The organism is Cellulosimicrobium sp. E-16 (assembly GCF_049913115.1).
In the GTDB taxonomy this organism is placed as follows: Bacteria; Actinomycetota; Actinomycetes; order Actinomycetales; family Cellulomonadaceae; genus Cellulosimicrobium.
The window spans coordinates 3530791-3544425 of record NZ_CP183974.1 but is presented as its reverse complement, the minus strand read 5'-3'; the positions used below and the strand labels follow the sequence as shown (position 1 = coordinate 3544425).

Genomic DNA, 13635 nt, shown 5'->3' with positions numbered 1-13635 from the left:
ACCGAGCGGAACCGGCTCTCGATATGGGGAGGAGTCCCCACGCGGGTGGAATCTCCGGGTGTTCAGGGCAGAAGGGACGCTCGCGACACCGCGGCGCGGTCGAGGGTGAGCTCGGTGGCCGCGTGGAGCCGGTCGGCCGGGGGTGCCGACGGCGTCCCGGGGGCGGCGGGCGTCCGGTCGCGTCGCGCCTGCGCGCGTGCCGCGGCGCGACGACGGCCCAGGTCGGTCAGCGCGGAGCCGACGACGACGAGCAGGCGGTCGGCGCCGCGCGGCTCGGCGGTGCGGGGCAGGGTGGGGGAGTACGCGCTCATGAGGGGTTCTCCTTGCCGTCGATCGTGGGGAAGACGTTGAAGTGGATCTGCACGGGCCGCGCGCCGGGTGTCTGCTCCTGGCCCTGGAACCGCTGGAGCGTCGCGTCGAGCGCGTCCCAGGCGTCCGCGACCTCGTCCATCTGGTCGGCGGTGAGCCACATGCTGGCGGTCGTGAGGCGTGCCCCGTCGAGCCACCGTGTCGGGAGCTCGGAGGAGCGCTCCAGGAACGCCTGGATCTTGCGGGCGCGGGCGTTCTCGAACTCTCGGCTCACCATCGCGCCGGCGAGCGTGGCCGCGGTGTCCTCGGTCTCGTCGTCGGGCATGCTCACGGTGAACCCGCCCGGTGGTCGCTCCCACCACCGCTCTCGGGCCGTGCCGCGGCCGGCGACCTCGCGGACGAAGCCGTGGCGGGCGAGCTGGCGCAGGTGGTAGCTCGTCGACCCGCTGGACTCGCCGACGAGGTCGGCGAGGCGGCTCGCCGTGAGCGCGCCGTGCGTGGAGAGCAGGTCGAGGATCTGGACCCGCAGCGGGTGCGCGAGCGCCTTGAGCTGGGCGGGGCCGAGCGCGGGGTGACGCTCGGTGCTCGGAGGTGGGGTCTCGCCGTCGGTGCTCATGCGACGAGGCTATCGATCCAAAGACATCTTTGCAAGAGGTTCTTTGCAACAGAGTCTTTGGACTGGTTCGAGTCGTCCGCGGCGGCCGCGCGAGGTGGGGGACGGGGTGCGAGCATCGACGCCATGACGCACGTCGTGGAACGGGTACGTGGTGCGGCGGAGCGCGCGATCTTCCACCGGGTCGCCGGCCCGGACGCGACCGCCACGAGGGCGCGCATCCACCAGACGCCGGGGCCGCGCTGGTTCGAGCGCGGGTCTCCGGTCCAGCGGGTCCACGGCGACGCGTCGATGTTCGTCGGAGGGCTGCGGGCGTTGCTGCTCCAGAGCCTGCACCCGCTGGCCATGGCGGGCGTCGCCGCGCACTCGGGCTACCGGGGCGACCCGTGGGGTCGGCTCCAGCGCACGTCGACCTTCATCGCCGTGACGACCTTCGGCACGGCCGACGACGCCGAGCGGGCGGTCGCGGCGGTCCGCGCGGTCCACGAGCGCGTCCGTGGGCGCGCAGCCGACGGGCGCCCCTACCGCGCGAGCGACCCCGAGCTGCTGCGCTGGGTCCATGTCGCCGAGACCCAGAGCTTCCTCGTCGCGCACCAGTCCTTCGGCCGGTACCCGCTCGACGCGCAGGGCTGCGACGAGTACGTCGCCCAGGCCGCCGTCGTCGGGCGCGCGCTGGGGGTCGTGGACGTGCCCCTGACGCGCCGAGAGCTCGACGCGGCGGTCGAGGAGTACCGGCCGGCGCTCTCGCTCACGCCGGCTGCGCTCGACGCCGCGCGGTTCCTGCTGGTCGAGCCACCGCTCCCGTGGCCCGCGCGCCCGGCGTACGCCGGGCTGGCCCTGGCGGCTCGGGAGTCCCTGCCGGCGTGGGCTCGGGCCGGGATGCCGCGGGTACGCGGCCTGCCGGCGCGGTGGGCGCGGCCCGCCGGCACCACGGTCACCCGGCTGATCCGGTGGGCGCTCCCCTCGCCGTGAACCCGCGTTCCCGCGCGGGCTCACGGGTGGTGGTCATGGCGTGTCGCGCCGCCTCCGGTACGCGTCGAGGTCGCCGTTGAGGCGACCCAGCAGCTCGGCGAGCAGCGCGCGGTCGAGCCGGGACCAGTCGCCCAGCACGTCGGCGTAGAGCTCGGTCCGTGCGACGCGGTGCGTGGCGAGCTCGTCGAGGCCCTCGGCCGTCGGCTCGACCACGACGGCGCGGCCGTCGTGGGGGTCGCGCGCACGGCGCGCGTGCCCGGCCCGTTCGAGCGCGACGACCTGGCGGGTGACCGTGGAGGCATCGAGGCCGAGCCGCTCCGCGAGCGCGTTGACGTGGAGCGGGCCGTGCGTCCCGAGCGTGTGGAGCAGGAGGTAGCCCGAGCGGTCGAGCGTCCCGCCGCGCCGCGAGGTGCCCGGCGTCCCCGAGGCGCGCGTGCGCTCGGCGCGGCGCAGCAGCTGCGCGACCTCCAGCTCGATCGCGCCGAGCACGTCGTGCGCGGCCGCGTCGTCGCGGGCGTTCGTGCCGTCGGGCGTCGGTCGGGCCCTTCGATCGTTTCCCTCGGCAACCGTCATGGGTGTATTCTACAGATACTTACCTGTCAGATACAGATAAATGCTGCCGCCGTGCCCGCTCCGGCCGGGCGGCCCTCTCCCGCCGACCAGGAAGTACGAACGCAGTGGCCTCCACGCGCAACGAACCGAACCGCACCGCCATCTACGCGACCGCGCTCACGGCGTTCTTCGCGATCGCCGGCATCGCCGTCGTCGACCCGATCCTGCCGGTCATCGGCGAGGAGATCGGGGCCTCGACCTGGCAGATCGAGCTCCTCTTCACGGCGTACATCGCCGTCATGGCGCTCGGCATGATCCCCGCCGTCATGGCCACCGGGCGCTTCGGCTACAAGAAGATCCTCGCGACCGGCGTCAGCCTCGTCGCCGTGGCCGCCGTGCTCGCGGCCCTGAGCACGAGCATCGGCCAGCTCGCCGCGCTGCGCGGGCTGTGGGGCCTCGGCAACGCGATGTTCTTCGCGACGGCGATGGTCCTGCTCGTCTCGCTCGCGAACGACCGCGAGTGGGTCGTCGAGCTCTTCGAGACGTGCGTCGGGCTCGGCTTCGCGGTCGGCCCCCTGCTGGGCGGTCTGCTGGGCGGCATCTCGTGGCGCGTCCCGTTCTTCGTCTGCGGTGTGTTCATGCTCGTCGCGCTGCTCGTGTCCGTGACCCGCCTCAAGGGCCCGGCCGACAAGCCCGCGCCCCTGCGGCTCGGCCAGGTGTTCCGCCTCTTCCGCAAGCCCGGCTTCCTCGCGCTCGCCGCCGTGACGGCCGCGTACAACTTCTGCTTCTTCATCGTGCTCGGGTACACGCCCGTCTTCCTCGGGCTCGACGTCGTGCCGCTCGGCCTCGTCTTCACCGCGTGGGGCGTGGGGCTCGCGGTCGGGATCCTCGTCGTCGGGCACCGGCTCGCCCACCGCGTGGGCGCCGTCCAGACGCTCGGCGTCGCGATCGTGGGGGTCCTGGTCGCGCTGGTCCTGCTGGCGCTCGACCTCGGGACGGCGTGGTCCGTCGTCGTGCTCGTGGGTGCCGGCGTCTTCATGGGCATCGCGAACGCGAACCTCACCGACCTGTCGCTCGCGCTCGGCGACCCGGACCGGCGCGTGACGACCGGCGCGTTCAACCTCGTGCGCTGGGGCTTCGCCGCTCCCGCGCCGGTCATCGCGGGCCTGCTGCACCCGGTCTCCGCGACGGCCCCGTTCTGGCTGGGCGCGGGGATCCTCGTGCTCGGCGTCGTCGTCTTCGTGGCGTTCGGGCACCGCATGGCGGGCGAGCTCGGCGAGCGCGTGCTGTGGTCGCGCTGGAACCGCCGGGCGCGCACCGTCGAGGGGACGCCCGAGGAGGCCCTCGGCGAGGTCTGAGCACCGGACGCCGACGCGAGGGTCTCGCGCCGCCTGGCTCGGGACCCTCACTCCTCCGGTGCGGTCGACGCCTCCGTCGAGGTGTCCGTGGCAGAAGCCTCCGCGACGTGGGTGAGGGCTTCGATCCCGACCGTGAGCGCACGCAGGTCCGCGACGTCGAGCCGGTCGAGCAGGTCTTTGAGCGGCTCGTCCTCCTGCGCCGCGATCCGGCGCACGGCGGCAGCACCGCGCGGCGTCGCGGCGACGAGGCGCACGCGACCGTCCTGCGGGTCGGGGCGGCGCGCGGCCATCCCCGCGGCCTCCAGCCGGTCCACGATGCCGGAGAGCGTCGCGGGGGAGATGCCGAGCACCTCGGCGAGCCGGTGCGAGCTCGTCTCGCCGTCGAGCTGGAGAACGGCGAGCGCGCGGAGCTGGGGGACCGTGAGGGTCGTGCGCAGCAAGGGCTCGAGCCGCTGGGCGAGGAGCAGGTCGGCGAGGCGACGCTGGGCGTCCTCGAGGCGCCGCGCGAGCGCCGCGCGCTCGTCGTCGGCGGGGTGGGTCACGGCGCAGACTCTATCGGTGGGAGCGGGAACCATCTCGAGATGCTTCGCGTTACGCTAACGAAATCGCGACGCCGACGTCGTCTCCCACCGACCTGGAACCCCTGGAGGCTCCGTGTCCCGTCTCGCCCGGCTGTCGCTGGCCAACCGCGCGCTCGTCGCGCTCGCCACGGTCGCGATCGCGATCTTCGGCGTCATCAGCATGGGATCGCTCAAGCAGGAGCTCATCCCGAGCCTGCAGATCCCGACCGCCGCCGTCGTCGGCGTCTACCCGGGCTCCGCCCCGGCGATCGTCGAGCAGCAGGTGACCGTCCCCGTCGAGACGGCCGCGCGCGCCGTCAAGGGCGTCGAGGACGTCACGTCGACGTCGTCCACGGGCATGTCCGTGACGACCGTGCAGTTCGCGTACGGCACCGACATGGACGCCGCGGCGTCCCAGCTCCAGACCGCGATCACCCGGCTGCAGTCCCAGCTCCCCGAGGACGTCGAGCCGCAGGTCGTGACGGGCTCCGTCGACGACCTGCCCGTGATCCAGCTCGCCGTGTCCGGCGGCTCGGACGACGCGGCCCTCGCCGACACCGTCACGTCGAGCGTCGTCCCGGCGCTCGAGGACGTCGAGGGCGTGCGGAGCGTCGCGGTGAGCGGCATCGCCGACCAGCAGGTCACGGTCGACCTCGACCCGGCCGCGCTCGCCGCTGCCGGGCTCAGCCCGGCGCAGGTCTCCACGATCCTCCAGGACAACGGCGTCGTGATCCCGGCCGGGACCGTCTCCGACGGCGACCGGACCCTCAGCGTCCAGGTGGGCACCGCCGTCACGACCGTCGACGAGCTCGCCGCGCTGCCGCTCGTGTCCCCGACCGCCGCGCCCGGCACCGCGCCCGTGGCGCTCGGCGACGTCGCGACCGTGACCGCGGGCCCCGAGCCCGCGACGTCGTACTCACGCCTCGACGGGGAGAACGCGCTCGCCGTGGCGATCACCAAGACGCCCGCCGGCAACACGGTCGAGGTCTCGCACGCCGTCCAGGACGCGGTCGACGACCTCTCCGGCGTGCTCGAGGCGCAGGACGTGCGCGTCGAGGTCGTGTTCGACCAGGCGCCGTTCATCGAGGAGTCCATCGAGGGCCTCGCGACCGAGGGGCTCCTCGGCCTCCTCTTCGCGGTCGTCGTGATCCTGCTCTTCCTCGCGTCGCTGCGCTCGACGCTCGTCTCGGCCGTGTCGATCCCGCTGTCGCTGTTCGTGACGTTCATCGTCATGAACGCCACGGGCTACACGCTGAACATCCTCACGCTCGGCGCCATGACGGTCGCGATCGGCCGCGTGGTCGACGACTCGATCGTCGTCATCGAGAACATCAAGCGGCACCTGTCGTACGGCGAGGAGAAGGTGGGCGCCATCATCGGCGCCGTCAAGGAGGTCGCGGGCGCGATCACCGCCTCGACCGTGGCGACCGTCGCCGTGTTCCTGCCGATCGCCCTCGTGGGCGGCATGGTCGGCGAGCTCTTCCGGCCCTTCGCGCTCACCGTGGCGATCGCGATGCTCGCGTCGCTCTTCGTCGCGCTGACGATCGTCCCGGTCCTCGCGTACTGGTTCATCAAGTCCCCGCCCGTGCCCGCCGACCCCGAGGCCGCGCGCCTCGCGGGCGAGCGCGCCCGCGCCGCGGCGGAGGCCAAGGAGCGCCGCGGGCTGTGGCAGCGCGGGTACGTCCCGACGCTGCGGGCGGCGCTGCGCCACCCGGCCATCACGCTCGGCGTGTCCGTCGCGATCCTCGCCGGGACGCTCGCGCTCGTGCCGCGGCTCGAGACGAACTTCCTCGGCGACACCGGCCAGGACACGCTCACGGTCACCGAGTCGTTCGCACCCGGCACGTCGCTCGAGGCGCAGGACGCCGCGGCGCGCGACGTCGAGCAGGCCCTCATGGACGTCGACGGCGTCGCGACCGTGCAGACGACCGTCGGTACGGCGGGCGGGCCGGAGGCCGCGTTCTTCGGCGGTGGCGGGTCCCCGACGGCGACGTTCGCCGTCACGCTCGACGCGGACGCCGACGCCGTCGCGGCCCAGGAGGACGTGCGCGACGCCGTCTCGGGGCTCGGCGGGGAGTCGAGCGAGGGCATCGAGGTCGCCGGCGCGGACGCCGCGTTCGGCAGCTCGACGGTCGACCTCGTCGTGCGCGCCCCCGACACCGAGACCCTCGCGGCCGCGGCCGCGGACGTGCAGGAGCTCGCCGAGGACGCCGACGGCGCCGCGCAGGTCACCAACAACCTCGCCTCGGCGCAGTCCACGGTCCAGGTGACCGTCGACCGCGACGCCGCGGCCGCCGTCGGGCTCACCGAGACGCAGGTGGCCGGGACGGTCGCGGGGACGATGTCGCCCGCGCCGATCGGCACGGTGAACCTCGGGGACGGCCCGGTCCAGGTCCGCGTCCTCGCGGGCGAGGCCCCGGCGACCGTCGCGGACCTCGAGCAGGTCGTGCTGCCCACCGCGGCCGGGCCGGTCCCGCTCACGCAGGTCGCCGACGTCGCCGAGGTCGAGGTCCCCACCTCGATCACGCGCGTCGACGCCGAGCGCAGCGCGACGATCTCCGTCACGCCCGCGGGCCAGGACCTCGGCGCCCTCACAGCCGAGCTCACGACCGCGATCGACGGCCTCGAGCTCGAGGGCGGCGCGACGGTCGAGATCGGCGGCGTCGCGTCCGACCAGGCCGACGCGTTCGCCGACCTCGGGCTCGCGCTGCTCGTCGCGATCCTCATCGTCTACCTCGTCATGGTCGCGACGTTCCGCAGCCTCCTGCAGCCGTTCATCCTGCTCGTGTCGATCCCGTTCGCCGCGACGGGTGCGCTGCTCCTGCTGCTCGCCACCGCGACGCCGCTCGGCGTGCCGGCCCTCATCGGCCTGCTCATGCTCGTCGGGATCGTGGTGTCGAACGCGATCGTGCTCATCGACCTCATCAACCAGTACCGCGAGCGCGGCCGGTCGCTCGACGACGCCGTCATGGAGGGCGCGCGCAAGCGTCTGCGTCCCATCGTCATGACGGCCGCGGCGACGATCTTCGCGCTCACCCCGATGGCGATCGGCATCACCGGCGGCGGGGCGTTCATCTCCCAGCCGCTCGCGCTCGTCGTCATCGGCGGCCTGCTCAGCTCGACGCTGCTGACCCTGGTCGTCGTGCCGGTGCTGTACACGCTCGCCGAGCGCCGCGGCGAGAAGCGCGCGGCGAAGAAGGCCGCCAAGGAGGAGGCCGCGGCCCAGGCCGAGGCCGACAAGGCCGCCGCCGCGGAGGCGACCGCGAAGGCCTGAGCCGCCCGACCACCTTCCCTCGGCCCGCCGGGACCCCGCCGACCAGGCGATCCCGGTGGGCCGAGCAGGTGGTCCTGGCGCGTCAGCAGTCCAGGACGCGCCGGAACCACCTGCTCGGCGCCGGGGGAGAACCGTCAGGAGGGGCGGGCGACGCCCGTCTCGTACGCCAGGACGACGGCCTGGACGCGGTCGCGCAGGCCGAGCTTGCCGAGGACACGGCCGACGTGGGTCTTGACGGTCGCCTCGGACAGGACGAAGCGCTCGGCGATCTCGGCGTTCGTCAGGCCCTCACCGAGCGCCTCGAAGACCTCGAGCTCGCGTGCGGTGAGCTCGGCGAGGCGAGGGTCGTGCAGGCCGGTCTGGCTCGGCGCGGGGGCGACGGCGCCGTCCTGGGGGAGCTGCCCGGAGAACATCTCGAGCATGCGGCGCGTGATGCGCGGGGAGACGGCGGCGTCTCCGCTCGCGACGGCACGGATCGCCCCGACGAGCTCGCCGGGCTTGGCGTCCTTGAGCAGGAACCCGCTCGCACCGGCGCGCAGCGCGGCGAACGCGTACTCGTCGAGGTCGAACGTGGTGAGGATGATGACGCGCGACTCCGGTTGCGCGGCGACGATGCGCTCGGTCGCCTCGATGCCGTTCGTCCCGGGCATGCGGACGTCCATCAGCACGACGTCGGGCCGCAGCGCGGCGGCCTGCGCGATCCCGGTCTCGCCGTCGCCGGCCTCGCCGACGACCTCGATGTCGTCCTCGGCGGCGAGGATCATGCGGAAGCCCATGCGCAGCAGGGCCTGGTCGTCGACGAGCAGCACCCGGGTCGGTGCGCCGCTGTCCGTCATGTGCGTTCCCGTCCGTCGTCGCGTCCGCCGGTCTCCCGGCCGGGGTCGAGGTCGAGGCGCAGGCTCGCCCGCACCTCCCAGCCGGTGCCGCTCGGCCCCGCCGACACGGTACCGCCGTAGACGGCCGCCCTCTCTCGCATCCCGATGATGCCGCGGCCCGTCCCGACCGGGACGCCGGGCGGGTGCTGCTCCGCGACCGACGGCGGCAGGCCGCGCTCGTCGGCGCTCGCGCCCTCGCCGGGGCGGCGCCCGGCCTGGTTGACGACCCGGAGCTCGAGCCAGTCCGCGCCGGGCTCGGCGCGGCGCGAGACCTCGACGAGGACCATGGGGGACAGGGGCGCATAGCGCAGGACGTTCGTCAGGGACTCCTGGACGATGCGGTGCGCGGTCTGGCGCAGGGCCGGGCCGGGCGCCGGCTGCGGGCCGGAGCGGACGAGGCGCACGGGCAGGCCCGCGGTGCGGAAGCGCTCGACGATCTCCTCGAGCTCGGGCGTCTCGTGCGCCGGGGCGAGCGGCACGGTCTGCTCGCCGCCGGGCTCGCGCAGGACGCCGAGCACGCGCCGCATGTCGGCGAGGGCGGCGCGCCCGGTCGCGGTGAGCTCGTCGAGCGCGTGGCCCGCGAGCTCGGGGTTCTTGGCGCCCGACGCCTTGGCGCCGTCCGCGAGGGCGACCATGACCGTGAGGGAGTGCGCGACGACGTCGTGCATCTCGCGCGCGATGCGCGTGCGCTCGGCGGCGGCGGCGAGCTGTGCCTGCTGGTCGCGGTCGCGCGCGATGGAGTTGGCCCGCTCGACGAGGTCGGAGACGTGCTGCCGGCGGGCGCGCACGTTGGTGCCGATCGCGAGGGCGATCAGGCACAGGACGGTCGTGACGAGGATGCCGACGATGCGGTCGACGGTCGCGCGACCGGGCTCGACGCTCTGGCGCAGGACCTCGCCGTCGGCGGTGGTGATGACGTCGTACCAGAGGAGGGTCGCGGCGGACAGGGCCAGGACGACGATGGCGAGGACCGGCCACGCGATGCGCGACGGCCGCGAGGCCGCGACGGCGTACACCGCGAACATGGCCGCGACCTCGAACCCGGCGGTGTCGCCGGTGACCGCGATCGCGAGGACGCCGAGGGCGGTGAGCCCGAGCGCGACGGTGACGGGTCGCCGGCGGCGCCAGTACAGGAGCACCCCGCCGAGGAGGAAGAACACGAGCGACAGCGGCGAGGAGCCGTGGGGCTGCTCCGCGAAGAGCGAGTAGAGGACCCCCGGCACGACGAAGACCGCGACGATGACCCAGTCCATGACGACGGGGTGCCGGGCGAAGTACCGACGCACCGGGCCGAGGCGCCGGGCGTCGAGCTCGGTGAACGGCTCGGGCGCGGGCCGCATCGGCAGCGGCGCGGGCGCGCTCGGAGCGGCGGATCCCGGGCGCGCCACGGCCGACGCCGGACGAGCGGGCTGCTCGTCCGGCGTCGGCGGGGTGGTGGGCCGGGACGTCACGCGTCCCGGCGCTTGAGCACGACGGCCGCGGCGACGGTGAGCGCGGCGGTCCAGCCGGCGAGCACCGCGAAGCCGGGCCACGGGCCGATCGCGTCCGGCGACGACATCCCGCCACCGAGCACGACCTGCTCGCCTGCGGACGCGGGGAGCGAGTTCATGAGGGTCTGGACCCAGTCCGCCCCCGTGACGCCCATGACGATGTTGAGGACCATCGACAGGACGAAGAACACGGCGACGAGCGTGAAGATCGCGCCCGCGGAGCTGCGGAGCAGGACGCCGATCGCGACGGAGAACAGCGCGACGGCCGTGAGGTAGAGCACGACGCCGATCAGGGCGCGCTGGTCGTCCGCGGACGAGAAGTCGACCGTCATGCCCTTGCCCGACAGGATGGGGTACGTCACGAGGTAGGACAGCCCGACGGCGACGACGGTCGAGACGGCCGTCACGACGCCGACGACGATCATCTTGGCCGCGAGCGCGGGGGTGCGGCGCGGGACGGCGGAGAGCGTGGAGCGGATCATGCCGGTGGAGTACTCGCCCGTGACGGTGAGCGCGCCGAGCACCGCGACGGCGAGCTGCGCGAACGAGTAGCCGACCGTGATGACCATGACGCCGACGCCGTCGGACGCCCCCATCCCCGCCTCCTCGGCCGAGACGCCCGCCGAGTCCATCGAGGACACGACGGCGGCGAACATGAGGGAGAAGCCCACCATGACCGCGATGGTGATGCCGAGCGTCCACCACGTGGAGCGGAGCGAGCGGAACTTGATCCACTCCGAGCGGAGCACGTGGCCGAAGGTGAGGCGGTAGGGGGACGTGCGGGACGCCGTCGGGCTGGTCGCGCCGGGGGCGAGGGTCGTGGCGCTCATCGCTGCGCTCCTTCGAGGGAGTCGGTGGGGGCCGGCGCACCCGCGGGCGCACCCGCCGCGCCGTGGCCGATGTGGATCTGCGCGGACTCGGTCTGGTACTCGACCGAGTCGGCCGTGAGGGCCATGTAGGCGTCCTCGAGCGTCGACGTGACGGGCGTGAGCTCGTGCAGGACGAAGCCCTTCGCGGCGGCGAGCTCGCCGATCCCGGGCGCGTCCGCGCCGGTGACCACGAGCAGGCTCGGCTCGTCGCTCGTGACGGTCGCGCCGTCGCTCGTGAGGATCTCGGCGAGCTGCGTCGCGTGCGGCGTGCGGACGCGGACCGTGCGCTGCTGGGCGCCGTTGACGATGTCGCTCACCGGGGCGTCCGCGATGATGCGGCCCTTGCCGATGACGATGATGTGGTCGGCCGTGAGGGCGACCTCGCTCATGAGGTGGCTCGACAGGAAGACCGTGCGGCCCTCCGACGCGAGGTACTTGGCGAGGTTGCGCACCCACAGGACGCCCTCGGGGTCGAGGCCGTTGACGGGCTCGTCGAGGATGAGCGTCTTGGGGTCGCCCAGCAGCGCGGACGCGATGCCCAGGCGCTGGCCCATGCCGAGCGAGAACCCGCCCACGCGCTTCTTCGCGACCGACTGGAGGCCGGTCATCTCGATGACCTCGTCCACGCGCTTGGTCGGGATGCCGTGCGTCGCGGCCATCGCGAGGAGGTGGTTGTAGGCGGTGCGCCCGGTGTGGACGGCCTTCGCGTCGAGCAGCGCGCCCACCTCGGTGAGGGGGGAGCGGTGCTGCGCGTACGGGCGCCCGTTGACGGTGACGGTCCCCGCGGTCGGGCGGTCCAGACCCATGATCATGCGCATGGTCGTGGACTTGCCGGCGCCGTTGGGGCCGAGGAAGCCGGTGACGGTCCCGGGACGCACGGTGAACGCGATACCGTCCACCGCGGTCTTGGGCCCGTACCGCTTGGTCAGGCCGCGTGCTTCGATCATGACTTCGCCCCTCCGAGGGTCGTTCGTCCGGGATGGTTCTGGTGCTCGCGGGCGAGGGTCGCACCGGTCTGACCGGGGTCCTCTCCGCGAGGTACGTCTCGAGCCTAGGGACGTGCACGACGTCGGGCGGCCCCCGTGCGACGTATCTTGCCCGGGGTGTGGGCCGGGCGGCGTACACCGCGCGGCGTACGTGGCACGTCGTCGGGTGGTCCGCTGGTCGGCACTTCGCCGGCTCGGGGCGAAAAGCCGGCGGGAACAGTGGCCACGGCTCGCACGTTCCCTAGGATGAACACAGGCCAGCGACACCCGACTCGAGGCGAGACGCCGATGACGAGGCCCGCTGAGAGGTAGTGGACGCCGCGACCAGGAGGAGCTCATGAGCAACCCCGTCTTCAACAACAGCGCGGTCTTCGGTGATCCGAAGAACCAGCGCGGTGGGGCGGCCACGCAGGCCGGTCCCGCCTACGGGAGCCCGCCGCCGCAGGGGCAGGGCCCCGCCTACGGCACGCCGCCCCAGCAGCAGGGCGCGCAGTGGGGTGCCTACGGCGCCCAGACCGCCGACGCCGCGTCGCTCGACGCGATGTACAACGCGCCGTCGGCGACGACCGCGGACACCAAGCGCCTGACCTACGACGACGTCATCATGAAGACGGGCGGCCTGCTCGCCCTTCTCGTGGTGGTCGGCGCGGGATCGTGGATGGTCACGCCGCAGATGCCGGCGCTGTGGATCATCGGCGCCGTCGTCGGCCTCGTGCTCGGCCTGGTGAACTCGTTCAAGCGGAACCCGAGCCCCGCGCTCATCGTGCTGTACACGCTCGCGCAGGGCCTGTTCCTCGGCGGCATCAGCCGCTTCTACGAGACGGCGTGGAACGGCGTCGTGCCGTCGGCCGTCGTGGCCACGGTCGCGACGTTCGCCGCCGCGCTGTTCCTGTTCAAGTCGGGCCGCGTGCGGGTCACGCCGAAGTTCATGCGCTGGCTGCTCATCGCGATGGTCGGCTACCTGGTCTTCTCGCTGGTGAACGTCGTGCTCATCATGACGGGCGTCCTCGGCGGCTGGGGTCTCTACAGCGGGTGGGGCATCATCGCCAGCGTCATCGGCGTCGGCCTGGCGGCGGCGTCGCTCATCGTCGACTTCGACTCGATCAAGCGCGGCGTCGAGGGCGGTGTGCCGGCCAAGTTCGCGTGGTCGGCCGCGTTCGGCCTGCTCGTCACGCTGATCTGGCTCTACCTCGAGTTCCTGCGCCTCTTCGCGATCCTGCAGAGCAGCGACTGACGGTGGCGCGCAGCACCCGTGAACCGGCACCCGCGGCGGACCTCCCGCCGCGGGTGCCGGTCTTTCTCGCCGGCCTGGTCGTCGCCGCGGCGGCGATGCTCGGCGTCCAGGTCCTCTACATGGTCGTCTCCGGCGCGCCGCCCGCGTGGCTCGCGTTCGCGGCGCTCCTCATCCTGCTCAGCGTGCCGACCGCGGGCGCCGCGGTGGCCTGGCTCGGCACCCGGATCACGCGCGACGCGTCCGAGCGCCGGGCCGCGCTGGTGTTCGCCGCGCTCGGTCTCGTCGCGGGTGCGCTGTGGGGGTCGCTGCTCGCCGGCGGCCTCGCGAGGCAGCTCGCCGACGCCGGTGCGAGCGGCGGGGGAGCGCTCATCGCGGGTGCGGCCGGCGTCGTCGGGGTCACCGCGGCGATCGGTGCCGGGCTCGGTCGCCTCGCCGCGCGCGAGGCCTCCGACCGGCCGCTCCTCGTCGTCGTGCTGGGCGTCGTCGTGGTCCTCGTCGCCCTCCTGGGCTTCGTCGGCTGACCGCCTCACCCCGCCATCCCGT

At 73.7% G+C, this 13635-nt stretch carries 13 protein-coding genes; 5 read left to right on the top strand and 8 right to left on the bottom strand.

The window, feature by feature from the left end:
• Positions 1 to 62: 62 nt before the first annotated feature.
• The gene (locus ACN9MS_RS15590; RefSeq protein WP_426309382.1) at positions 63 to 311 is read right to left on the bottom strand and encodes a hypothetical protein; all 249 of its coding nucleotides are present in this window, start codon (positions 309 to 311) and stop codon (positions 63 to 65) included.
• A complete protein-coding gene (locus ACN9MS_RS15585; protein WP_426309381.1) occupies positions 308 to 925 on the bottom strand; it encodes an ArsR/SmtB family transcription factor in 618 nt (205 codons plus the stop codon). Before ACN9MS_RS15585 ends, ACN9MS_RS15590 begins: the two co-directional genes overlap by 4 nt.
• Positions 926 to 1048: 123 nt before the next feature.
• Between ACN9MS_RS15585 and ACN9MS_RS15580 the strand changes: the two genes are divergently transcribed.
• Positions 1049 to 1894 carry an oxygenase MpaB family protein gene (locus ACN9MS_RS15580; RefSeq protein ID WP_426309380.1) on the top strand — a complete coding sequence of 282 codons (846 nt, stop codon included), beginning with the start codon at positions 1049 to 1051 and terminating at the stop codon, positions 1892 to 1894.
• Between the two features lie 33 nt (positions 1895 to 1927).
• Here the strand turns inward: ACN9MS_RS15580 and ACN9MS_RS15575 are convergent, their stop codons facing one another.
• Complete coding sequence (locus ACN9MS_RS15575; RefSeq protein WP_426309379.1) at positions 1928 to 2467, bottom strand: MarR family winged helix-turn-helix transcriptional regulator; 540 nt, start codon at positions 2465 to 2467, stop codon at positions 1928 to 1930.
• A 104-nt stretch (positions 2468 to 2571) separates the two neighbouring features.
• Between ACN9MS_RS15575 and ACN9MS_RS15570 the strand changes: the two genes are divergently transcribed.
• Positions 2572 to 3804, top strand: coding sequence for an MFS transporter (locus tag ACN9MS_RS15570; RefSeq protein ID WP_426309378.1), 1233 nt, complete (start codon positions 2572 to 2574; stop codon positions 3802 to 3804).
• A 47-nt stretch (positions 3805 to 3851) separates the two neighbouring features.
• Here ACN9MS_RS15570 and ACN9MS_RS15565 read toward each other — a convergent pair whose 3' ends face one another.
• Positions 3852 to 4346: a MarR family winged helix-turn-helix transcriptional regulator gene (locus tag ACN9MS_RS15565; protein WP_426309377.1), complete on the bottom strand. Its 495-nt coding sequence runs from the start codon at positions 4344 to 4346 to the stop codon at positions 3852 to 3854.
• A 112-nt stretch (positions 4347 to 4458) separates the two neighbouring features.
• Between ACN9MS_RS15565 and ACN9MS_RS15560 the strand changes: the two genes are divergently transcribed.
• Positions 4459 to 7638: an efflux RND transporter permease subunit gene (locus ACN9MS_RS15560; protein ID WP_426309376.1), complete on the top strand. Its 3180-nt coding sequence runs from the start codon at positions 4459 to 4461 to the stop codon at positions 7636 to 7638.
• 134 nt (positions 7639 to 7772) lie between these two features.
• Here ACN9MS_RS15560 and ACN9MS_RS15555 read toward each other — a convergent pair whose 3' ends face one another.
• The 4 genes from ACN9MS_RS15555 to ACN9MS_RS15540 are packed head-to-tail and all read right to left on the bottom strand — an operon-like array spanning position 7773 to position 11819.
• Positions 7773 to 8474 carry a response regulator gene (locus ACN9MS_RS15555; RefSeq protein WP_237843555.1) on the bottom strand — a complete coding sequence of 234 codons (702 nt, stop codon included), beginning with the start codon at positions 8472 to 8474 and terminating at the stop codon, positions 7773 to 7775.
• A complete protein-coding gene (locus tag ACN9MS_RS15550) occupies positions 8471 to 9964 on the bottom strand; it encodes a histidine kinase (protein WP_426309375.1) in 1494 nt (497 codons plus the stop codon). Before ACN9MS_RS15550 ends, ACN9MS_RS15555 begins: the two co-directional genes overlap by 4 nt.
• A complete protein-coding gene (locus tag ACN9MS_RS15545; protein WP_426309374.1) occupies positions 9961 to 10833 on the bottom strand; it encodes an ABC transporter permease subunit in 873 nt (290 codons plus the stop codon). The genes ACN9MS_RS15550 and ACN9MS_RS15545 overlap by 4 nt, the downstream gene beginning before the upstream one ends.
• Positions 10830 to 11819: an ABC transporter ATP-binding protein gene (locus tag ACN9MS_RS15540; protein WP_426309373.1), complete on the bottom strand. Its 990-nt coding sequence runs from the start codon at positions 11817 to 11819 to the stop codon at positions 10830 to 10832. The genes ACN9MS_RS15545 and ACN9MS_RS15540 overlap by 4 nt, the downstream gene beginning before the upstream one ends.
• A 376-nt stretch (positions 11820 to 12195) precedes the next feature.
• Here ACN9MS_RS15540 and ACN9MS_RS15535 point away from each other — a divergent pair, with 376 nt between their 5' ends.
• Positions 12196 to 13092 carry a Bax inhibitor-1/YccA family protein gene (locus ACN9MS_RS15535; protein WP_378234351.1) on the top strand — a complete coding sequence of 299 codons (897 nt, stop codon included), beginning with the start codon at positions 12196 to 12198 and terminating at the stop codon, positions 13090 to 13092.
• Positions 13093 to 13094: 2 nt separating this feature from the next.
• Positions 13095 to 13613 (top strand): hypothetical protein, encoded by a 519-nt coding sequence (locus ACN9MS_RS15530; RefSeq protein ID WP_426309372.1) that lies wholly within the window; start codon positions 13095 to 13097, stop codon positions 13611 to 13613.
• The last annotated feature ends 22 nt before the right edge of the window (positions 13614 to 13635 follow it).

Coding starts and splice junctions, on each gene's coding strand:
- ACN9MS_RS15590 (WP_426309382.1), bottom strand. CDS start 311: ATGAGCGCGTACTCCCCCACCCTGCCCCGCACCGCCGAGCCGCGCGGC.
- ACN9MS_RS15585 (WP_426309381.1), bottom strand. CDS start 925: ATGAGCACCGACGGCGAGACCCCACCTCCGAGCACCGAGCGTCACCCC.
- ACN9MS_RS15580 (WP_426309380.1), top strand. CDS start 1,049: ATGACGCACGTCGTGGAACGGGTACGTGGTGCGGCGGAGCGCGCGATC.
- ACN9MS_RS15575 (WP_426309379.1), bottom strand. CDS start 2,467: ATGACGGTTGCCGAGGGAAACGATCGAAGGGCCCGACCGACGCCCGAC.
- ACN9MS_RS15555 (WP_237843555.1), bottom strand. CDS start 8,474: ATGACGGACAGCGGCGCACCGACCCGGGTGCTGCTCGTCGACGACCAG.
- ACN9MS_RS15545 (WP_426309374.1), bottom strand. CDS start 10,833: ATGAGCGCCACGACCCTCGCCCCCGGCGCGACCAGCCCGACGGCGTCC.
- ACN9MS_RS15540 (WP_426309373.1), bottom strand. CDS start 11,819: ATGATCGAAGCACGCGGCCTGACCAAGCGGTACGGGCCCAAGACCGCG.
- ACN9MS_RS15535 (WP_378234351.1), top strand. CDS start 12,196: ATGAGCAACCCCGTCTTCAACAACAGCGCGGTCTTCGGTGATCCGAAG.